General features: G+C 58.8%; 22 protein-coding genes. 15 read left to right on the top strand and 7 right to left on the bottom strand.

The features are described 5' to 3' along the window. Nucleotides 1-17 precede the first annotated feature (17 nt). From ACYVHC_RS20390 to ACYVHC_RS20370, 5 genes are all read left to right on the top strand, one after another. The gene (locus tag ACYVHC_RS20390) at nt 18-1,988 is read left to right on the top strand and encodes a KUP/HAK/KT family potassium transporter (RefSeq protein WP_460615578.1); all 1,971 of its coding nucleotides are present in this window, start codon (nt 18-20) and stop codon (nt 1,986-1,988) included. 41 nt (nt 1,989-2,029) lie between these two features. Beyond that, nucleotides 2,030-2,317 carry a DNA-binding transcriptional response regulator gene (locus ACYVHC_RS20385; RefSeq protein WP_460615577.1) on the top strand — a complete coding sequence of 96 codons (288 nt, stop codon included), beginning with the start codon at nt 2,030-2,032 and terminating at the stop codon, nt 2,315-2,317. A 162-nt stretch (nt 2,318-2,479) separates the two neighbouring features. Beyond that, nucleotides 2,480-2,824, top strand: a complete 345-nt coding sequence (locus tag ACYVHC_RS20380; RefSeq protein ID WP_460615576.1) for a sensor histidine kinase — start codon at nt 2,480-2,482, stop codon at nt 2,822-2,824. 21 nt (nt 2,825-2,845) lie between these two features. After that, nucleotides 2,846-3,493, top strand: coding sequence for an alpha/beta hydrolase (locus tag ACYVHC_RS20375; RefSeq protein WP_460615575.1), 648 nt, complete (start codon nt 2,846-2,848; stop codon nt 3,491-3,493). A 160-nt stretch (nt 3,494-3,653) separates the two neighbouring features. Beyond that, nucleotides 3,654-4,208 (top strand): hypothetical protein, encoded by a 555-nt coding sequence (locus ACYVHC_RS20370; RefSeq protein WP_460615574.1) that lies wholly within the window; start codon nt 3,654-3,656, stop codon nt 4,206-4,208. On the opposite strand, the gene ACYVHC_RS20365 is transcribed toward ACYVHC_RS20370, so the two are convergent. The 3 genes from ACYVHC_RS20365 to ACYVHC_RS20355 all read right to left on the bottom strand — a co-directional run bounded on the left by ACYVHC_RS20365 (nt 4,141) and on the right by ACYVHC_RS20355 (nt 5,582). Then, nucleotides 4,141-4,668 (bottom strand): GAF domain-containing protein, encoded by a 528-nt coding sequence (locus ACYVHC_RS20365; RefSeq protein WP_460615573.1) that lies wholly within the window; start codon nt 4,666-4,668, stop codon nt 4,141-4,143. The two genes, ACYVHC_RS20370 and ACYVHC_RS20365, sit on opposite strands and share 68 nt — an antisense overlap. A gap of 131 nt (nt 4,669-4,799) precedes the next feature. After that, on the bottom strand, nt 4,800-5,105 hold the full coding sequence (locus ACYVHC_RS20360) for a hypothetical protein (protein WP_460615572.1): 306 nt from the start codon (nt 5,103-5,105) through the stop codon (nt 4,800-4,802). 204 nt (nt 5,106-5,309) lie between these two features. Continuing rightward, nucleotides 5,310-5,582 carry a DNA/RNA non-specific endonuclease gene (locus ACYVHC_RS20355; protein WP_460615623.1) on the bottom strand — a complete coding sequence of 91 codons (273 nt, stop codon included), beginning with the start codon at nt 5,580-5,582 and terminating at the stop codon, nt 5,310-5,312. 362 nt (nt 5,583-5,944) lie between these two features. On the opposite strand from ACYVHC_RS20355, the gene ACYVHC_RS20350 reads away from it, so the two are divergent. From ACYVHC_RS20350 to ACYVHC_RS20330, 5 genes are all read left to right on the top strand, one after another. Further along, entirely contained in the window at nt 5,945-6,583 is a 639-nt protein-coding gene (locus tag ACYVHC_RS20350; RefSeq protein ID WP_460615571.1) for a T9SS type A sorting domain-containing protein, read from the top strand. Between the two features lie 27 nt (nt 6,584-6,610). Continuing rightward, nucleotides 6,611-9,214 carry a hypothetical protein gene (locus ACYVHC_RS20345; protein WP_460615570.1) on the top strand — a complete coding sequence of 868 codons (2,604 nt, stop codon included), beginning with the start codon at nt 6,611-6,613 and terminating at the stop codon, nt 9,212-9,214. A gap of 545 nt (nt 9,215-9,759) precedes the next feature. Next, entirely contained in the window at nt 9,760-10,173 is a 414-nt protein-coding gene (locus tag ACYVHC_RS20340) for a hypothetical protein (protein WP_460615569.1), read from the top strand. 80 nt (nt 10,174-10,253) lie between these two features. After that, nucleotides 10,254-11,183, top strand: coding sequence for a helix-turn-helix domain-containing protein (locus ACYVHC_RS20335; RefSeq protein ID WP_460615568.1), 930 nt, complete (start codon nt 10,254-10,256; stop codon nt 11,181-11,183). A gap of 171 nt (nt 11,184-11,354) precedes the next feature. Continuing rightward, nucleotides 11,355-12,116 carry an SDR family NAD(P)-dependent oxidoreductase gene (locus ACYVHC_RS20330; protein ID WP_460615567.1) on the top strand — a complete coding sequence of 254 codons (762 nt, stop codon included), beginning with the start codon at nt 11,355-11,357 and terminating at the stop codon, nt 12,114-12,116. 142 nt (nt 12,117-12,258) lie between these two features. Here the strand turns inward: ACYVHC_RS20330 and ACYVHC_RS20325 are convergent, their stop codons facing one another. Both ACYVHC_RS20325 and ACYVHC_RS20320 read right to left on the bottom strand, forming a co-directional pair. Next, nucleotides 12,259-12,855 carry a Crp/Fnr family transcriptional regulator gene (locus ACYVHC_RS20325; protein ID WP_460615566.1) on the bottom strand — a complete coding sequence of 199 codons (597 nt, stop codon included), beginning with the start codon at nt 12,853-12,855 and terminating at the stop codon, nt 12,259-12,261. Between the two features lie 153 nt (nt 12,856-13,008). Beyond that, entirely contained in the window at nt 13,009-13,164 is a 156-nt protein-coding gene (locus ACYVHC_RS20320; protein WP_460615565.1) for a hypothetical protein, read from the bottom strand. Between the two features lie 436 nt (nt 13,165-13,600). Between ACYVHC_RS20320 and ACYVHC_RS20315 the strand changes: the two genes are divergently transcribed. The 5 genes from ACYVHC_RS20315 to ACYVHC_RS20295 all read left to right on the top strand — a co-directional run bounded on the left by ACYVHC_RS20315 (nt 13,601) and on the right by ACYVHC_RS20295 (nt 17,936). Beyond that, nucleotides 13,601-13,990 carry a RidA family protein gene (locus tag ACYVHC_RS20315; protein WP_460615564.1) on the top strand — a complete coding sequence of 130 codons (390 nt, stop codon included), beginning with the start codon at nt 13,601-13,603 and terminating at the stop codon, nt 13,988-13,990. A 195-nt stretch (nt 13,991-14,185) separates the two neighbouring features. Next, nucleotides 14,186-14,422: a response regulator gene (locus ACYVHC_RS20310; RefSeq protein ID WP_460615622.1), complete on the top strand. Its 237-nt coding sequence runs from the start codon at nt 14,186-14,188 to the stop codon at nt 14,420-14,422. A gap of 513 nt (nt 14,423-14,935) precedes the next feature. Continuing rightward, complete coding sequence (locus ACYVHC_RS20305; RefSeq protein ID WP_460615563.1) at nt 14,936-16,258, top strand: serine hydrolase domain-containing protein; 1,323 nt, start codon at nt 14,936-14,938, stop codon at nt 16,256-16,258. A 496-nt stretch (nt 16,259-16,754) separates the two neighbouring features. Beyond that, complete coding sequence (locus tag ACYVHC_RS20300) at nt 16,755-17,015, top strand: hypothetical protein (protein WP_460615562.1); 261 nt, start codon at nt 16,755-16,757, stop codon at nt 17,013-17,015. A 414-nt stretch (nt 17,016-17,429) separates the two neighbouring features. Further along, a complete protein-coding gene (locus tag ACYVHC_RS20295; protein ID WP_460615561.1) occupies nt 17,430-17,936 on the top strand; it encodes a hypothetical protein in 507 nt (168 codons plus the stop codon). 66 nt (nt 17,937-18,002) lie between these two features. Here ACYVHC_RS20295 and mobV read toward each other — a convergent pair whose 3' ends face one another. Together mobV and ACYVHC_RS20285 are read right to left on the bottom strand one after the other, a co-directional pair. Beyond that, complete coding sequence (mobV, locus tag ACYVHC_RS20290) at nt 18,003-19,646, bottom strand: MobV family relaxase (RefSeq protein ID WP_460615560.1); 1,644 nt, start codon at nt 19,644-19,646, stop codon at nt 18,003-18,005. A gap of 602 nt (nt 19,647-20,248) precedes the next feature. Beyond that, on the bottom strand, nt 20,249-20,719 hold the full coding sequence (locus tag ACYVHC_RS20285; protein WP_460615559.1) for a sensor histidine kinase: 471 nt from the start codon (nt 20,717-20,719) through the stop codon (nt 20,249-20,251). Nucleotides 20,720-20,725: the final 6 nt, after the last annotated feature.

Genomic DNA, 20,725 nt, shown 5'->3' with positions numbered 1-20,725 from the left:
ACTACGCCTGCTTCCTTATGTCAACTCCCGAGAGTGCCCACGCGGCGTCGCACCACAACAGCCGCATTACCACGGCGGGCTTGCTCATTGCCCTGGGCATCATTTACGGCGACATCGGCACCTCGCCTTTGTACGTAATGTCGGCCATTCTCAAAGGCGCCCGCGTGCCCGGACTGATTGAGCCGGCCCTGATTCTAGGCGCCATTTCCTGCGTGATTTGGACGCTCACGCTGCAAACTACCCTCAAGTACGTCATCATCACCCTCAACGCCGATAATAACGGGGAGGGCGGCATTTTCTCGCTCTACGCCCTGGTGCGGCGGCGGGGGGCCTGGCTTTCGGCCATTGCCATCATCGGCGGGGCGGCCTTGCTGGCCGATGGCGTGATTACCCCGCCCATCTCGGTGTCGTCCGCCATTGAGGGCTTGCGCCAGGTGTACCCCGACCTTCCCACCGTGCCCATCGTCATTGGCATCATTGCCGGCTTGTTCCTGCTGCAGAGCTTCGGCACCCAAATCGTGGGCAAGGCCTTCGGCCCCATCATGCTGCTGTGGTTTACCATGCTGGCCGTGCTCGGGGTGAGCTGGATAGGGCAGAACCCCAGTATTCTCAAAGCCTTTAATCCCTACTATGCCTACGAGCTGCTCGTGGAATACCCGGGCGGCTTCTGGCTGCTGGGCTCGGTATTTCTGTGCACCACGGGTGCCGAGGCGCTCTACTCCGACCTGGGCCACTGCGGCAAGGGCAATATCCGCATCAGTTGGGTGTTCGTGAAAACGACTCTGGTGCTCAACTACTTGGGGCAGGGGGCCTGGCTGCTGGCCCACCAGGGGCAAAACCTGGACGGCCGCAACCCCTTCTATGCCCTCATGCCGCAGTGGTTTCTGCTCGTCGGCATTGGCATCGCCACCGTCGCCGCCATCATTGCTTCGCAGGCCCTGATTACCGGCTCCTTCACGCTAGTGGCCGAGGCCATCCGCCTCAACATGTGGCCCAAGGTGAGGCTCAACTACCCCACGGATGTGAAAGGACAGCTCTACGTGCCGAGCATGAACCGCCTGCTCTTGCTGGGCTGCATCGGGGTGGTGCTCTACTTCCGCGAGTCGACCAACATGGAAGCGGCCTACGGCCTGGCCATTACCATCACCATGCTGATGACGACCATCCTGCTCACGATGTGGTTACGCTCGAAGAAGGTGCACCTGGGCTTGATTGCGCTGTTCGTGGTGGTGTACGGGGCCATTGAGGGCTCGTTCTTGGTCGCCAACCTCATTAAATTTCCCCACGGTGGCTGGGTGTCGTTGGCCATTGGCGGGGTGCTGATGGCTGTCATGTACGTCTGGCTGCGGGCCTATTACATCAAACGCCGCCTGACGGAATTCGTGAAAATCGCCCCCTTCCTGGAAAACCTTAAGGAGCTCAGCCACGACGAGTCTATCCCCAAGTACTCAACCCACCTGGTGTTTATGTCCTCGGCCGAGCGCAAAGACGAGATTGAGCAGAAAATCATTTACTCCATCTTCCAGAAGCGCCCCAAGCGGGCGGACATTTACTGGTTTGTGCACGTGGACACCACCGACCAGCCCTACACCATGGAGTACAAAGTGACCGAGCTGGCAGCTGAAGATGCCTACCGCATCACCTTCCGGCTGGGCTTTCGGGTGGAGCAGCGCATCAACCTATACTTCCGCAAGGTCATCGAGGAGATGGTGCGCAACAAAGAAGTGGACATCACCTCCCGCTACGAGTCCTTGAGCAAGCAGCACGTGACCGGCGACTTCCGCTTTATCGTGCTGGAAAAGTACCTCTCGGTGGAGAATGACTTCCCGTTCGTGGAAAAGCTGGTCATGCAGGGCTACTTCTACCTTAAGCAGTTCATCGCCTCGGAAGACAAGTATTTCGGCTTGGATACCTCCTCGGTGAAAATCGAGAAGGTGCCGCTAGTCATCACCCCGGCCCAGGATATCTCGCTCAAACGCATCAACTAGCCGCCCTCCCTAGCTGGCTCCTGTCCCTTATTCACTTTATCATGCCCACCGGCACCATCCTGCTGATTGACGATGAGGCTATGCTGCGCCAGGCCGTGGCGCGGACTCTGGAGCTGGAAGGCTACACCGTGCTGCAGGCGCCCGACGCCCACCGCGGCCTGCAAACCCTGCGCGACCATGCCGACAGTATCGGCGTTGTGCTCTCCGACGTGAAGCTGCCCGACGGCCGTGGCCTGGACCTGCTGCCTCGTTACAAAGCGCTGGCCCCGTTGGCCGAGGTGATTCTGATGACCGCCTACGGCACCATTCCTGACGGGGTGCGGGCCTGAGCTGCTCGACGTCTCGCGCCTCGACGCCGGGGCCGGCATCCAGCTGGACGTGCGGGCGACAAGCTTGGCCGACGTGATTGGCTACGCCGCCGCCACAGTGCAGCCCCAGCTCGATGACAAGCGCCTGCGCCTGGAGATGCAGCTGCCCCTGGCCTGCCCCCGGTGCGCACCGACGTGGAGAAAACTACCTGGGTGCTCATCAACCTGCTGGCCAATGCCATCCGCTATTCCCCGGCCGGGGATACCCTGACCGTCCGGGCCCAGGCCGCCGGCCAGTCGGTGCGCGTGAGCGTGCAGGACCGGGGGCCGGGCATCGCGGCCGAGCACCACGACAAAATCTTCCAGCGCTTCGCCCAGATTCCCGACAAAGCCGGCTATCGCGGTGGCTCGGGCCTAGGGTTGAGCATCGCCCGCGAGTTCATCACCACCCAGGGCGGACGCTTGTGGGTGGAAAGCGAGCTGGGCAGCGGCAGCACCTTTCGGTTCACCCTGCCCGCCGTGGCTTAGGTCTACCCAGATTCCCGCCGTATGCTTCCGTTCAAAAAGCTGTTTTCTTCCCGCCCTGCCCACAAGGCCCGCTACCACAGTCTTGGAAAGCCGAGCCCGGGGATTCGCCACGTGTGGCTGTGCCTGCACGGGCACGCGCAACCCGTGGCTGAACTGGCCGCGCGGCTGGTGAACCTGGACACCGCCGAGCGCCTGCTGATTCTGCCCGAAGCCCTGGCACTGGACCCGGCGACCGAGGGACCGGCCCGGTGGTTTCGCCCGGGCAGCGTGGGGCCGGATTTGGCGCTCGTGCGTGCCTACCTTAATGAGCTGGTTACCTTGGTGCTGGTGCAATGCCCGGCCGGTACGCCCTTAACCGTGCTCGGCTACGGAGAAGGGGCGCTCGCGGCCACCACCTGGCTGGCCGGCAACCGCTTCCCGTATGAGCAGTTGGTATTGTGTGCCGCCGTGTTTCCGGCCGCCATCCGTCGGGACCGGCTCTTTGCCGACCTGCCCCGCTCTCCGGTGCTGGTGGTAAGTGTACTGCACACTCAAAACGACGGCAGGCCCCTGGTCCGCGAGTTGCGGGCGGCGGGAATGCCGGCGCATCTGCGTCTCGTGCAGCAGGGCCCGTTAGCGCTAGCCGCTCTTAGCCCCGCAGGCCAAGCGCTTGAACAAGGGGAAAGATGAGCCCAAAGAGCTGGCCGCTTCGCCACTTCCCGAAACCCACTGCCTGGGCTAGCGATGGGGTGAGCCGGCCAACAGCTATTTTTCCGCCTGGGCCTTGTTGCCGGCAACCGCATTCATCCCATACTACTCTCCTAAACATTAGACTCCCGAATTCGCCCGCATGCAATTTTCATTCTCCCGTTCCTTGATTTTTCTCTTTATGTCCTGGCTGGCGGCCGACTGCCGCCTGCAGGAAAAACAGGAAAAGATTGCGAAAGCCGAGAAAGACGCGGCCTTTATCATGGCCAACTTGGACCAAGCGGAGGCGGTGACTCACTTCCCGGCGGCCTCCTTTCCGGCCTCTCAAATGGAGCCTCTGAAATCCATGATAAGCGCGGTGGGCCCAATGTGTGATTGGTCTAACCGACGGGGTAAATTCGTTGATTTCTTCTTCATCTCCTACGACGGCAGGAACAGCATTGCCTACATCTACGAGTATTTACTCAAGGGCGACAGCCTTCGGTTTGTGACGCTCTACGACCTGGAGCCCAAGGAGCCGCAACTGGTCAACTTTCAGGTGGAGCCGCTGGAGAAGCCCAGCCCCATGATTATCTACACCGAAAAGCAGTTAAAGATCCTGGGCAGCCATGGAAAAAGGGGGGGTGCCCTTACAATTGCCCGAGGCCGCGCACGTACCGTTGCACGACTGGCAGAAACAACGAAACGGCTTGGTTGAGGTACTCCCGCTCGGCCGGAGTCCAGTGGCTGGGGTGGCCAAAGACGCACGGCTGCAGGATGCCCCAGAGCTGGGCTTGGTCGGTGATGTGGGCGTGCACCAAAGCCCGGTGGCCGAAGGTGCTGCGCTCAAACTCCTGGTTTAGCACCTCCGGGCCAGCCTCGGTCACGTCGTCGACAAACACGGAGGGCCGGGCTGCCAGCGCCGCCCGAAACAGCGGGTCTTGCTGAGGCAAGTCCCCGGTATCGTCCTGCCAGTCGTGGCGCGGGTCGGGCACGGCCTCGTCAAGTCGCCAGACGAAGGCAATGCGGCCCCGGCCCTGCGCCGGGTCACGCACGTAGAGAAAGCAGCGGTCAACCCGCAGGTACGGGCCTACTAGGTCGAGGGCACTTTGCAAGGCCTGGGCGGGTGGCTGACCGGTAGCCAGCGTGTCTTCAAGCTCGTTCAAGGGCGTTATCATGGGAACCTGTTACCGTAAGGGGATTGCCGGTTGCTGTAGCCTTAACTTCTTGGGCCGGGTACTGTCAATGGTACGCAAATCCTAACCTTTGGGGCGCCGCCTTACGATTTACCGCTTCTGCGCACAGTAAGCTAGCGGGTAAGCTCCGCGGTTCTTTCGCTGGCAGCCGGCGTTAGCTCCCGGGCTAGCTGTTGCCGTTCGCTGCGCTCGGAACTGTGCTCAATGACTTGGCTGCCGCTTTGCTGTGCCACGCTGTCGAGAGACTGGCTTACCTGGGTCAGCGTGGGCTGGTCAGTACGGTACAACACCTTCAGTTCGGAGTGCCGAACGACCGGCTCGTCCATGGTGCTTTGCAGCTCGCCGGCCTTGGCTCCGCTGGCCTGGATGGCGGCCTGTACGGCCTCTTCGTCTTTCAGCGCGACCAGGCGGGCACCCATCCGGCGTCGATCGCCATCTCACGCCATGCTTGGCTTCTGCTGGGCCCCACCCGGGCGGTGGACTTCGTGGTGGACCGCTATCTGCTCGAGCATCATGCGGAGCTGGCGCGGGTGGGCCGCGGCATGGTGGCCTTCTACGTGCGCTATGCCTTGGAGCGCGGGGGAGCCGCACCCGGGCCGGTGGCCGCCTGAGCGGCCCGGGTGCTAGGTGGTAGGCCCGGCATCCACTTTCGCCTCCACGGTGGCCTGCATGGCAGGCGCCACGGCTGAGAGCAAATCCAGGCCCGTAGCCGCCTCTATAGCCTTTACGCTGGTGCGGTACTGCCCCCAGTTGCTGCTGACCGTGTTCTCGTTGGGCGTGTCCACGGCGATGAGGCGGGTGCCGGCGTTTACCCGGGAGGCATCCTGGTTTCTGACGGGCAGCACGACGACCACTTTCCAGATGCGGGCCGACACTGTGACGCGGTCCTGTTCGATCGAGGTCGCGTACCCGTTGGGGGCTGGCTTCCCTACCTGCTTCGCTCGCCGCGGAAAGCGACCACCACACCGCCCTCTTCTTTTTATTTAGTGTCTAGCCGGCTACTTACCGATGGGTATTGCTTGGAAACACAGCTGTCCGCCGTTCAATGGTTGGGCATTTGGCCCACTAAATCTATTAAAGGCGCCCCCACTCTAGTTGCATATGAATATTATTACAAGTCAATCATACTGAATTTACTTACTAAAGATCAATTTGTTATTAGAATTATTATTATATATGTTTACTGATATTACAAGTTTGGTTGTGAAGTCCATCATGCAGTAAGGGTAGAAGGAAGCAGCCAACGTTCAGCACTTTATTGGCAGTTCCTATGCGCTACCTCTATGTACTTGCGTTCGTGTTAGGAGCCGGCTGTCTTCCCGTAGTGGGGCAATCGACGCTCCATTTCACCCTGCGCCAGCCTCCTCCCTTAGTCGCGGATGCGGGGATAGACAAGACGATTTCGAACGGTGGCAAGGTGACGCTCGGGGGAACCAGGACTGCTTCGGGGGGGAGCGGTACCTACACTTATGCCTGGACGCCCACTACGGGCCTGGACCGGGCCGATACGGCGAACCCGGTCGCCTCCCCTGAGGTCACCACACGCTATCAACTGACGGTCAGTGACCCGAATGGATGCCGTACAACCGCCCAGGTTACCGTTACGGTCAATATCGTAACGGCCATCCGCACTACTCAAGATTCGCTGGGTCTGCGCCTGTTTCCCAACCCGAACCAAGGACGGTTCACGATTACCTCGGAGCAGCTTCCGTCGCCGGGAGACCTGCTGCTGGAGGTCTATAGCCCCTTGGGTCAGCGCGTGTATAGCGAAACAATTAAGGTCGGTAGGCAGAAGCTGGCGCATCCGCTGCAGCTCCCACCCCAGGCCCGAGGCCTATACGTGGTGCGGCTCACAGGACGCCAAGTGAATAAAACGGTCACCCTGTTGGTGCAGTAACCCTTCCACGCCTTCAACTTCTGGTTTATGCACCACCACTACCCCCATCTGTTGCGTTGGGCGTTGGCTGTTCTGCTGCTACTCGTGCTCACAGCCCCTTCCTTCGCTCAGCAAGCCAAGCCCTTTAAGCTAGAACTCGATACCTACCGCGGAAGCATCCAATGGGAACAATCCCCGGATAACCGGACGTGGACCCCGGTGCCAAATGGGGTGGGTGCTAAGCTAAGCCTAGATCCAAAACAAACCACCTACTACCGGGCGCGCGTCACGGAAGCAGGTTGTACGCCAGTATTTTCCGACGTCAAAGCCGCCTACATCTCGGGCAACACGCGGCTGTCCGCCAAGCTGGTGCACGGCACCGTTGAGCTGCCCACGTCCTCTACCCTAAAGCTCAGCGAGTGCACGGTTCGATCGTTTTTGAGCCACCAGGCCATCCGGGCCGATGGCAGCTTCGAGCTGCTTGTGGCCGATTCAACGGCGGAAGAGCTGCTGCTGGTCACCAACAAACAGGGAGAGGTGCAACTGATGGGCTGGTTTTCAGGTCAGCCTGAGGCCTACCAGCTCTCCGCGAAAAGTACTTCCGTAGCCATGCTTTTGCTCTATCCCTGGCTTCAGCCCGTGGGTACGGCTAGAAAGGGAGTCCTGAGCCAGGCCTATCAACGGGAACCCGAGTTTCAAGCGTTGCTCCAACACGTATCGCTGCTACTGCAGCAAGGACGCGCCCTCTTCGATCCAGCCAACGAGGAGCTGCGCCGAACCCTGCTGGCGTTAGTGGGAAAGAGTTTCAATGACGACCGGTTGCGCCTGGTAGATGACGGCTCGGTGACAATTTCTGACTCCAAGACCCTGCAAACCACGCTCGAGAACCACCGGCCATATTCCTTCGAAGCAGGAGTGTACCGCAAGAGCGACACTGAACCGTTCAAGACCTTTCTGCTCGCCGGATCTTTACTGGACAACTCCTCACTAAAGGGGATATTAGGCGCCAAGGAAGCCAAGAAAACCTTCGCGGTTAATTTCAGTGAGTCCACCTTTGCCCCAGGGGAATATGTCATCAAGCTACGCAGCGGGGCTGCTGGCGATGGGAGTGATGAAAATACGCTGGCCCTGGCAGAGAACACGCGTGAGCTCTTGATTGCCGTACTGGATAACCTGTCCCTTCAGTTTCTGCGGTATGGGAAGGCAGAGGATACAAAGGAACTGGTTAAGTGTATGAATGACCTGCTGGACTATCAAGTAAAATTCAGCAAGCCTACCCTGCAAACCGCCTTAGCCAAAGGAGCCGGCCTAAAGCGCAATGAAATCATTGACATCCTGATTCCAACTATTAGTGAGACCCCGGTGGAGAGCTGTAATCTGAGCGTGGATGCCAGCCTGTTCCTAAGATCTTTGTATAGCAGCCTGAATCTCTTTAAAAAAGTAAACGAAGCGCTGCCGGCCCTAGATTTCTTTATTCAGTGGCCCACGAAGGCCTCCTCAATCGACGCGTGTAAATTCATTCACCAAAAGGGGCCCCAGCGGCTGAAAAGCCTTGTGAACTGTGCCATTTTGGAGAAGGTCAACCCCGGCGTTACGGATCCCGCCACGATCCGGGAGACCAGCTATATATGCGATGATCTTAGCGCTCAGGTAGTGGTCAAGGAAGACGACACCTACTTTCCCTATGAAGGCAATCCACTTCCGGGCGTGGAGATCACGTGGCTAGTAACAGCGGGTAACGGAGCCCTGGGCACTCCACCGGACCGGGTAGTGAATCCAGTGCAAACCAATACCCAGGGAAAATCAAGCACGCCGTGGCGGTTAGGCAACCGGCCCGCCCAGCAGGTGCTCGAAGCCCATCTATTGGACACCGAGATGTTGGCTAAGTTTACCACTACCTCGGTGGTTCCGCAGCTGGAGGTGAAAGCATTTAGTGGCAATAATCAAACGGGCAAGCCCAATCAGGTACTGGATAAAAGTGTGATTGTGAACCTAACGGACCTGGTGGATAGATTACCCGTTAAGCTAGACCGGTTCAACCTTACCTGGGAGGTCGTGAAAGGCGGCGGGCGGGTGGCCCCGGGCACTGACCCCAACACGAACAGCGTGTTTACCCAGGGCAGGAATTGGGTCCTAGGACCAGAGGCCGGCGAACAGCAGCTTAAGGTGACGATAGTCAACAAAAACTGCACACCGTGGGTCATCAAGGGTAACCCCTTCTATTTTACGGCTAAGACCACGGACTGTGACCCCGCCAATCCCCAAAAACCGGTGATTACTGGCTATGCGTTATCCTGTGGTGGTAGTGGGATATTCATTGACGTTTCCTTCAAGGCAGAGGGCCCCGGTATCCTAGCGTATAGTGGAAGTGGCAGTTGTGACCCGAAGCAACTGTGTTATCCGGTCCGCTTATCGTTTATGCGTCCAGGAATAGAACCGGATTGGGTAATTGCGGCGAACAGCTACTCCGCCAGCCTGCTCTCGGGCACGGTGAACGAAGGGGTGGTCCGCATTAATTTCAGGCACTTCTTTGGCAGCTGCTTCCCCAACATGACCCCCCGGGAATTTCTGGAAGCAGGGTACCCCACCTATAAATGGCAGGTAGAGTTGATGAATAAATGCAATCAAAGATCTGCTCCGATCACCTTTTAAATCGTAAGGTCCGTTCACCGGGCCGACGACCGTATTCCAATTCCTAGTGGTACCTGGCCTCGTTTTTACGCTCTTGCTTCTCTATGCGTGATAATATGCCGAGGATTTACCCAAGGTGCCTTACCTGCGCCCCAGCCGCTGCTGAGCTGGTAGTAGCATCTATTAACCAGATGAAAGCAAGTATCGCGGTTCATCCCCTACCATCAATGTCCCTGGCCAGCAGTTACTGGGTGAAATTTATGTAGTGCTTGGATTGAACGCCGCTTGCACTCCCTTGTCACTGCTGGACGGTAAGTTAGATGTATCGTATCGTTAAGAGAATGCATCCCAATGCTTAAAGGTTATGCCAGCCTATCACCGAAACAGGGAGGCTCACTTAGCGAGGTATGACAACTAAGTGGTATCATGCCGTATCTAGAGAAAGTAGTTGGCTGAGGTTGCAGCTTCGATATCAGGAGTAATAATAAAGCACACCAAAAAAATCAGTTGGGCACTTTCTTTAAGAGCGACTACCTTTTTAACGTTCTTAGCCGTTTCTTGTCGGTGTGCCTGCTTTCGCCATCAATATTTACAAGCCGCAAGACTACCTGCGGTATTTTACATCCGATGCCGGAGCCTTGCCGCAGCTGCTGACCGCCGCCGCTGAGCAATTTTTTATCGTGCTGGTGGAACGCCTATACCCGCTGTTCAAGCAGGCACTACCACCGGCGCGCGCTACGGCCTATACCTGCCTTTACCTGACTTCGGGCACTGCCACCATGCACATCGGCGCCGAGACGCACACCATCCGTGCTCACGAGGTATTGTTGGTGCGGGCTGACCTGAACCCATTGGGGCGCTGGAGCTTCGACCTGGACGACTGCGACCGGGTCCTGCGCCTGGAAAGCAATACCGGAAATGCTCGTCCCGTCATTGACTTGCTGATGCGCAACGGGTTTCGCTGCGAAGAATTGGTTTAAAGCAGAAACACCCCTCTAAGACAATCTGGAATGAACGGGCAGGTGCGTTACCTTTGAATTTCGCAACCTGCTCGTTCATTATGAAGCCTATTTCCCTGGAAGAGTTTTACGGCCAGATGGCGGCCGGCACCGACACGGAGCTGAGTGCGCTGCTGCCGAGCGGCCTGCAGAAGGAAATCGGGCACTTCAACGTGTTCAACCTCGCGGATTTGCCGGCGGGCCGCGACAAGACGGTGGCCATGCCCTATGACCGGCGCACGTACTACAAAATCAGCCTTATTCGCGGGCGCAACCGGGTGGAGTACGCCGACAAGGTCGTGGACATCGAGCGCAGTGCCCTGCTCTTTGCCTCGCCCAAGGTGCCCTACCACTGGCTGCCCCAGGGCCCGGCGCAGGGCGCTCGCTTCTGCGTGTTCACCCCGGAGTTTATGCTGCCGGCCAAGACCGGCACCGTGCTCGACGAGCTGCCCCTGTTCCAGCCCGGCGGCTATCCCGTATTTACCGTCACGGATGCAGAGGCAGCCGAGTTGGATGCCTTGTTTGACAAAATGCAGCGGGAAATCACCTCCGCCTACGCCTACAAGTACGACCTGCTGCGCACTTACGTGCTCGAACTGGTGCACTTTGGCCAGAAGCTGCAGCCGGCCACCGCGCTCTACCCGGCCCACACGGCCGCGGCGCGGGTCACGTCCCTGTTCGTGGAGCTGCTGGAGCGGCAGTTCCCCATCGAAACTCCGCAGCAGCGCCTGGCCCTGCGCACGGCCAAGGACTACGCCGACCGGCTGGCCGTACACGTCAACCACCTTAACAAGGTACTGAAAGAAAACACTGGTCGCACGACCACCGAGTTGATTGGCGGCCGGGTGACGCAGGAAGCCAAAATCCTGCTCCGGCAAACCAGCTGGAACATCTCCGAGATTTCTGACAGCCTGGGATTTGCCGAGGTAGCGCACTTTTCCAACTTCTTCAAACGCCAAACGACCTTTTCGCCCGCTGCGTTTCGGGCGTAGGGACCTGATTTGAATTGCGCAACAAATAGATTGACGGTCGCAACCACGCCCTGGGGTGTTTGCCGCACCTTTGAGTCGCTGTAGGAAAGAAATCAAAGACCCGCCGGGGCACCGGCCCGCCGGGCCTAAAAGCCTTCCGCCGCCAGCATTTACTCCACTCATTTCTTGCTCATGACAACTCCTAAAATTGCGCTGGTCACCGGCGGCAGCCGCGGCCTCGGCCACAACATGGCCCTGTGCCTAGCCCAGCAGGGCACCGACGTGCTGCTGACCTACCACACCAAAAAGACCGAAGCCGAGGCCGTAGTGGCCGAAATTCAGGCCCTGGGCCGGCGGGCGGCGGCGTTGCCGCTGGATGTGGCAAATAGCACAAGCTTTGACGCCTTCTGGAACCAGGTGAAAACTACCCTACGCGACACCTTCCAGGCCGAGCAGTTTCACTTCCTGGTCAACAACGCGGGCACCGGCGTGTACGCGCCCTTCGCTGACACGACGGAAGAACAGTTTGACGAGATGGTGAATGTGCACTTTAAGAGCACCTTCTTCCTGACCCAGAAGGCGCTGCCCCTGCTGGCCGACGGCGGGCGCATCGTCAACGTCTCTTCGGGGCTGGCCCGCTTCAGCATGCCCGGCTACGCGGCCTACGCGGCAATGAAGGGCGCCGTGGAAGTGCTCACCCGCTACCAGGCCAGGGAGCTCGGGGCCCGCGGCATTGCCGTGAACACCGTGGCCCCCGGCGCCATCGAAACCGACTTCGGCGGCGGCACCGTGCGCGACAACCCTGACGTTAACGCCCACCTGGCCGGGGCCACTGCCCTGGGACGCGTGGGCCTGCCCGACGACATCGGCGGCGTGGTAGCCTTTCTGTGCAGCGACGCGGGCCAGTGGGTAAACGGGCAGCGCCTGGAAGTGTCCGGTGGCATCTACCTCTAGTCCGCACTACCCCCCCACGACCGCAAAATGGGTCGGCACGCCAGGCATCGGTGCGGGCGTGCCGACCCGTCCAGCCCGACCTCGGGGTCCGGGCGTGACCTACCGCACTATTTTCGCGAGCTTCAGGTCGCGCTAAGTCGTGCTAGGCCGATAGCCGGCTCAGCGTCTCGCGCGACACGCCCAGGTAGGAAGCCAGCAAGGTCTTGGACACCCGCTGACTTAGGGCCGGGTACTGGCTTAGCAGCTGCTCGTAGCGCTCCTGGGCCGAGGTGGTAAGCAGGGACAACAGCCGCTGCTGAGCCGCAATCGCCCCGCGCGTGGCTTTATGCAAAAAAAAGCGCGCCAGCGCGGGCAACTCGGTGCAAAGCGCGTGGTAGTCAGTTAACGTGAGGCAGAGTACTGTGGTGTCTTCCAGGCACTGCAGCGAGCAGGTGGCGGGCGTTTGGGCGTAGAAGGCCGGCAGGTCGGTTTCCCACCAGTCTTCCGGGGCAAACGCCAGCAGGTGGGCCTTGCCCGCTGCATCAGTGTACACCAGTTTGAGTAGCCCCGCCACCACAAAATACTGGTGCTTGACCGGCTTGCCTACCTGAAGTAAAAACTGGTGTTTTTTCAACCGCTGGAGGGTGAAGCGCGCCAGCACCCCAGCCAGCTCCGGCTCCGTAAGCGAAACCACCCGCTGCAGATGCGCCCGCAGGCACTTATACACCGCTTGTTGCACTATGACCTCCGGGGATTGCATCAGTAAATAAGAATGAGTTGGTTGCAACTTACGCCTAATTCCATGCCGGGCTTAGTTGGCCGACTGGCGATAGGCGCCCGGCGTAAGGCCGGTTTTGCTTTTAAAGAGGCGGAAGAAGTACTGCAGGTACTCAAACCCCACTTGGAATGCCGTTTACCTCACTAAAAGCAAGGTAGTGCGCAGCAGGCGCTTGGCTTTCTCAATCAGGGCCTGGGGGATGTGCTGCTGGGTGTTTTGCCCGGTCAGCACCCGCAGCCGGTTGCTCAGGTACTTGGGCAACCCGTGTAGCCTATCGGCCCCTTCATGCACGGGGGGCCAGGTTGACAATATATACGTTCAAAGCCGTCTTCGATGACTGGTACACGGGAAGGCAGTAGTTGCACTTGTGACTATTAAGATTGGCGTAGGTCGTCAGCGACGCCCTGGTGCTGCTCACGTTGAAGCAGCGCGGCCCGGGCGCTTTATGGGCCGCCGCCGCCAGGGGAAGTTGGCGCACCGGGCTAACTAGGCGGCCGGATCCCTACTCAGCGGTACGACATGGCGCGCTGCTTGCTGATTTTCACGGACCAGCTACCCGCTGGTTTGCCATAATAGTGCGCTAGATCACACGTTGGGGCGGGTAGGAGCTTGGACCTTTGTAAAAAACCATCTACCACCTGCGCTTACGCGGTACCTGGCTGCTCTTCGGGGAATCCAGTCCTGCCAGCCTTCCGGTCCGCCTAGACGCAGATTAAACCCCAAGCACATGGAAAAACGCATCATCAACCCCTGGCAGTGGCAAGACCAGCGCAGCTACGCGCAAGCCGTGGACGTAAGCCAAGTGACAGGCACCCTGTACTGCTCCGGGCAGACGGCCATCGACGCGGAGGGAATCTCCAGCACCGCCGACATGCCAACCCAGCTGCTGTTGACGCTGCAAAACCTGGAACTGGTTATTCGCGAGGCGGGCTACGAGCCGAAGAACATTGTGCGGTTGAATATATATACCACTTCAACGGCAGAGCTGTGGCCATGCTTTGACCTGTTTCAGGCCTGGGTGGCCCGGCACGGCATGCAGCAGGCTACCACCCTGCTGGAAGTGAAAAGCCTGTTCGAAACCCTGAAAGTAGAGTTAGAGGCTACCGTTGTGAGGTAGGGACATGACTATATCACTCCTAAAACGACGATTTGCTTTTCAGCAGCAAGCAACTGCGCAAGCCAACTGCTGGGCGCCGGCGGAGAAAGGCCTGGTGAACGAAGTGGCTTTGGGGACCTAACCTAACCCACCCCTTTGTTATAAAGCTGCTGCGGAGCATATTAATGGCCGTCCACGCCCAGCTGCCCGGTCCTCATCTTCCTGGACATCAACATGCCCATTATGGACGGCTTGGAGTTCCTGGAAGCTTACCAGCACCTGCCCCTCGCGCAACCGCCCGTCGTCATCGTGATGCTAACTACCTCCGTCAGCCCGCGCTATCAGGCTTGCATTGCGCACCTGCCCGTGGCTGATTTTGTGTCCAAGCCCCTGACCCAGGAAAAGCTCGATACCATCCTGCAACTGCACTTTCAGCCCCGGTTTCGGGGCTGATGCCCGCTTGGTTGGCTTCTATCACACAACCCATCGCCAGCAAATCAACTAGTCTGCTCGCGGTTACATTCTGCTCGTATCGTACCGCTGTTCCTCACGGTGCGGTAAACCCGGAGCTTAAGTGTCCTTTTACTTAGGCAAGTAACGCTGAACACTGTCAGCAACTTGGCTACCCTCTTTCTGGACCAGGCGGAGACCCGCGCCCATGTCCCATTCATCTACTACCGCGCCGCTGACCACGTGGACTTTGAGCTCCAGGCGTATAGGCCCGTTCTGGGCAGAACCCCGCCCGGGTAAACCAGCAACTGCCCGGCTTGCTGGCCTGGACTCATCCCGACGACTGCCCGTTCCGGACCGCTTGCCGGCGCTTATGAACCCGGGGCGAGCTGCGCCGGCAGGTGGAGTTCCGGCTGATTATCCATTTAAACCCAGTTTTGCCTAGGGCTAAAATGTTGAAGCTGGGGATCACACTTCTGAAACTGGTTAGCTTAGCGGTCGAGATACGCTGCTACCATGCCCTACCTTCCCACCCCCTTAAAACACCTGGCCGGCGGTCTCCTGTTGCTGCTCCCCCTTTCCGGCACCCTGCGCGCCCAATCAACGGCCCCGCCCAGCGCCCAACTCGACGCGTACTTCACCGCCTTTACGGCCCAGCAGAAGTTTAACGGCAACGTGCTGGTGGCCAGCCAGGGGCAGACGCTGCTGCGCCACACCTATAACATCGCCGGCCAGAGCGACAGCCTGCGCGTGGCCCCCGATAGCCGCTTCATCATTGCTTCGGTGTCGAAGTTGCTGATCAAATACGCCGTGCTGGTGCTCGTCCAGCAGGGCCGGCTCGGCCTGCAGGACCCGGTCAGCAAGTTTATTCCCGATTTTCCCCGTGGCGGCGACATCACCGTGGCCCACCTGCTGAGCCACCAGTCGGGCCTGCCCCGGGAACTGAGCAACCACAAGCAACTCGACCAGGTGAGCCTGGTGCGCACCATCGAGCTAGCCAAGCAGGAGCCGTTGCTGTTCGAGCCTGGCACCCGCACCCAGTACTCGAGCGTGGGCTTTTTCGTGCTCCACCGCCTCGTGGACCTGGCCAGCCCCCATGGGTATGCTGCCTTTGTGCAGCGTGACATCCTGCGGCCCTTCGGCATGAAGCACACCGGCGAGTTCAACGCCACGGGCCGCGTGCGCCGCTTCGCCTACGGCTTTATCACCGACGAGCGCCACCGCATCCGCCCCGTGCCGGCGGTGGCCATCAACCGCTTCGAAACGGGCAATTACTACGCCACCCTTGACGACCTGGCCCGGTTTGCGGCCGGCCTGTTCAGCGGTAAGGTGCTCACGGCTGATGCAGCGCAACACCTGCTGAATGCGGAGGGGGCCGTGGTGCAGGCCGGCGGCCGTCCCGGCTACCGCGCCTATTTTTACCACCACCCGGCCCAGCAGCTCACGTTTCTGCTGGTGAGCAACTTCTCCGACATGCCCTTCGAAAAGATCGTGCATGACGTGCCCCACATCGTGGCGGGCGAGCCCTACGAACTGCCCGTCGCTGTAAACCGCCGCGAAATAGTCGTGCCCGCGGCTGTGCTCGAGCGCTACACCGGCCGCTTCGTGCTCGAAGCCGACCCTACCCAGGTGCTGGAGGTGCGCGTGGAAAAGGGGCAGTTGCTGCTGATTGATAGTGACGGCTCGACGGCCCCCTTCCACCCTGACAGCGATACCACGTTCTTCGACGACCCCCAGTCCAGCGAAGGCCTGCGCTTCGAGCTAGACCCGACCACCCAAGCCTATCGACTTATTGTGCTTAGTGACGGGCTCACTTTGCCAACCAAACGGCTGCTTTAATATCAGGTAGGGTAAATCCTTTTACAAGTTGTAATCGAACATTTACAGCCTATTACCAGCATATAATAGGGACTGATAAGACTCGCTTATCAGTCCCTATAATTTCTTACACAGAGGCGGTGGCATGTGGTTGAAAGAAGTCACGCCCAACGTCAAATGGACCAGCAGCGCATCCACCAGGCCGGGCAGTCGCACAGCCGCAGTGGTGGGGTCAGCAGGTAAAGCCCTCCCTTGTTTGAACCACCGTGGCTGTTGCAGAACTCCGATTTGACTCTGCCGACGGGTGGCCTTGGGCTTAGCGTGGGCCCGCCAGGTGCTCAAATTAGCCATTTGCACCTTCACCTGGACGGAAGTAGGTCAATTTAGAGCCCTCTGCTTAGTTCTGCAACAGCCACGCTCCTTAATTTGAACCGAGCGCGTATACCTTCGGACCGTTCAAGTGAACGTCCATACAGCTCATGGTCAGTATCTTCACCCTATCACCTTTTCTCTGGATATGAAACCCGCCCCCCTTTTCCTACTTGGCCTGACGCTAGTGGCCCTGAGCGGTCCTGCTGCTGCACAAACAACGCCAACTACAGCCCCTGGCACCCCTCCGGCGAAAGGAGTCCCTCAACCCAAAAGGGCCGCCACGCCACCGCGCATGGCGTCGATGTCGGCCGTGAAAATGGACACCGCGGCCTTTCGTCGCTCCGGACGCCCCGTTGACGCCATCCGAATCCGCGCCCGGAATATCCCAGCGAAAAAGAAAAACTAGAGGAGGTCGTTCGAGCATCCGCTCCTTTGCGTGAACCGCTGCCCATCGGCGCTTGCCGGGCTGGCAAAGTGGCCCTACGGTTCAGATTGAATTCAAGAAACCCATTTACTAATCAAGTTTCATTTAATTCGGAAGGGATCTAAGTTTCGTGAACGCTACACTAGCGCCTGCCCCCCGCCAAAGTACCACAATTCGAGAGCGGGGGCAGTAGGGGCAAAAACCACCCTTATTTCAAGGTCGGGTTTATAACACCCATTATGTAAAGCGACAATACGAAGAAAACAGCTGGCGACTAAGAGCATGGGTAATATCAGTAAAAGTCAATTAGAACTCGGGCTATCCTGCCACTCTATCTCCCCCCTATCTAGCCATTATTAGACACTTTCTATGCAATTGCCCAAATCTTTGGCATTCTTGATAGCGTTTCTTTTAGTCACTACCAATGTCATCTGCGACCACTACGTGCCTCTCACCGGCATGGATTTGATACCTTTCGGGGCGCTGCTCTCCACAGCGCTGGTAGTGTTTTCAAATCTTCGGCATCCTTTGCTTAACTCTGGTGTGTGCGCGGCACTGCTCGTCTTACAGGACTTGGGCTTTAAACTGTGGGGCGGCGGCCTTCACAATGTAGAAGGCCAATTGGCCTTCTATTTTCTGTTCCTAGTGGGCGCATTCCTATCGGCCGTGCTCCTCGACTGGGCTCCGTTTACCGAGCAGGAGCACGCCTATATCCGGGCGCGGTGGCAGGAAACTATACCTGGTAGCCACTGGGAGCGGCTCGTGGCCGTTTCGTTGCCCCACGACGTGTACGCCCGGCCCTCCGCCCACCTCGTGATCAATGATGCCCACGAAGGCGAGGTTACCTATGATATATTCGTAGAGGAACCAGCCGCGGGCGCGGGGCTCCAGCAAGCGCTATAAGCCCCCTCTCCATAAAGTATGAAAGCTTGTTATCCTTTTGTGGAGCTTATTGCCTAGTCTAATTTGCTACATAGACAATCCTTGTGACCGGTCACGAGGCTGCCGGTCCCGCTCGATGGTTTGCACCGCTCCTGTGCGCGTAGCTTGGTCTTTATAACTTTCCTCTACTGCCACACCCTGGGAGCGCTGGGCCTTGCTCAGGACGGTGCTGATCTTTTCGATCGTCTTCCAATCGAAGCCATAGGCCACGCTCAGAGAGGTCCGTTGATCCGCTAACGTGCGCACCTGCCACACGCTCGCGCCAGCCTCCTCGAAGGCGGCCTGAATGCGTGCAGCCCGTTCCGGGTCAGCTACTGTGATAGTCGCGTTGAGAGAGCGAGGATCACGGGCGACCAGCAACCGCTGCGCTTGCTGCTGCTCTTCCCGGGTGCGCTCAATTGCCTGCTGTACTTGGGGAACCAAGGGCTTACCATTTGGCTGCAGGTCAGCGAGGGGGAACTGCACGGCCGAGTGGGCCTCGCGGACTAACAACTGTCCTGCTTTCGTAGTGTGAATAGAGTACCCATTCTGCTGTAACGCCTGGGTGATGTCACCTGCGCTGGTCACTGGTCCTTGTAGGGTGTTGGCTACGACTTGCTCGGCGCGCTGCTGACCGTGGGCTTGCTGCTTGCTGGCCCACTCGGCCAAGTGGGGCGCCAGGGGCTGCTGCTGCGCCGTTTGTACGATCAACCGGTGGAAGCGCCCGCGCAGGGTAGTCAGTTCCTCCGTCTTGGTGGCCAACTCCTGGGTTTTCTGCTTCACATCGGCCAGTAACTCCTGTACGCGCTGCTGACTGGTGGCCAGTTGCTTTTCCAGTACGCGGGCCTGGTCCTGAGCCAGGGCATTGGCGGTCGCTACGACGGACACCTGTTCCAACTTGGCATTGACGGCCGCTACTTGCTGGGCCAGATGCTCATTCAGGCGCGCCTGCTCGCGCTCCAGATACGCCTGCGGACTGACCCGCTCCAGGGCTTTCATAGCAGCCAGTTGAAAGGGTTCGTGGACCAAAGGCTTGGTTAACTCGGCCAGGTCCTGTTGGCTGGTTTTCTGGGCCCCATAGTAGCGGCGCACGTCCTCGTGAATGGCCGTACTGTATTCCACGCCCCGCCGCAAGCCATACGGGGCCATCGCCTGGGCGTAGTCCGTTTGCAGCTGCCGCAGGGCGACGGGACTAAACAGATCCCGGGCCGAGAGCCGCTCCGCTGGCCCCCTCCTTTCACCCTGGTGCAGGCGCGGCTCCTGGGTGACGGGGACCACGAGAGCATGCAGGTGCGGGGTGCTTTCATCCTGGTGGAGCAAGCACCCAATCACGTTCTGAGCCCCGTAGCGCTTCTGTAAAAAGTCCAGATTGTCCTGTACCCACTGCGAGCCTCGTATGTCAGCCCGTTGCCCCGTCGTAGGGTCCTTGGGAAACTTCTCCTCGCTGGCCGTGAGCAGCACCTCGACGACGCGCACGGCATCCTTGCGCAGGCGCGGCAGCTGCAGCTCTGCGATGCGCTCGTTGGCCAGGTCCCAGTAGCTGCGCTGCGCGTGGTTGACTAATTCCTGATTCAGGTGCCGCAGGGACGGGTCGGCATTCGGCGTTTCCTGGGTGCGGTAGTTGTGGTGAGCAACGCTAATGGCCTGCTCGCGGCTAGTGATTTTAGTGACGCGGATGATCGCAAACGCCATAGGATACGATACAAGTAAGGTCTACACGAATACCCTTCCCTACGCGCCAATGTGTAGTGGGTTATACATTGAACGAAATCGCCTAGTTCTGCTAACGGTCTACATGCCCTCTCCACTACTACTCACTTCCGGAGGAAGTGTATAAACTACTAATCTGCTAATGCTAGTGGTGAGTCGCGCTAGTAGGTGCTATGATTGTACTCGTAAGCGGTGATACTGTAGAATCAGATGTTGTTCTAGGTGTTAGTTCTCCTGGCACGTAACGTTGCCGTAGAGAGCACACCTCCGCCCATATTTGAGAGCTACCTGGGTCGATAGGGCCGATGATTTGCCCTGCTTGATGCAAGTTGAATAGCAAGCCTTATTCCTGGGGAAGGGAACAAGATGTAACAGGCATAAGGAAATAGCAGGCAGACATGCCTTAGCAATAAAATCTAAATTTAGATGGATAACTTTCACCTTAGAATGAGGCGCGCCATAAAGAATTCCCCTCCTAGAGAATTTCCCTCCTAAATAGGCTACAGGAATATATAACCAACTAATAAGTGTGGCCGATTTCTGTGGTAGAATAAACCCCGTTCTACTGGGGCAGGGCAGGTGGCTTAATCGTAAAGGTGTTGCCGTGGCCTTCCGCGCTCACCCAGGTAATCGGGCCCTGATGCAAGGCCACCACCCTCTAAATGTTGGACACGCCCAGGCCGTTGGTCTTTTCCCCGCGCCGGCCCGTCCGGCAGCTCCTGCGGAATACCGATGCCCGTATCCGATATCGTGACGACCGCCTGCTCTCCGCGCCGAGCTACCCCCACGTTGATGTGGCCTCCATCCAGGGTAAACTTAATGGCAATAGAGATGAGGTTGTGGAAAACCTGCTGCAGTTTGTTGATAGCCATCTCCACGTACCGCAGCGCGGTGGTGGCGTCGAAGTTCAAGTGCAGGTGCGGATGGTAGGTCCAGCGGTGAAACTCCTCCATCATCGTGGCCAGCCAAGCCACCAGGTCGGCCCGTTCGCGCTTGAGCGGGTGCAGGAGTTTGTTGAGAAAATTGGTGGTGCGATCATCATCGACGAGCAGCACCCACCG

The organism is Hymenobacter seoulensis, assembly GCF_054780535.1.
This window is presented reverse-complemented; position numbering and strand designations above follow the sequence as displayed.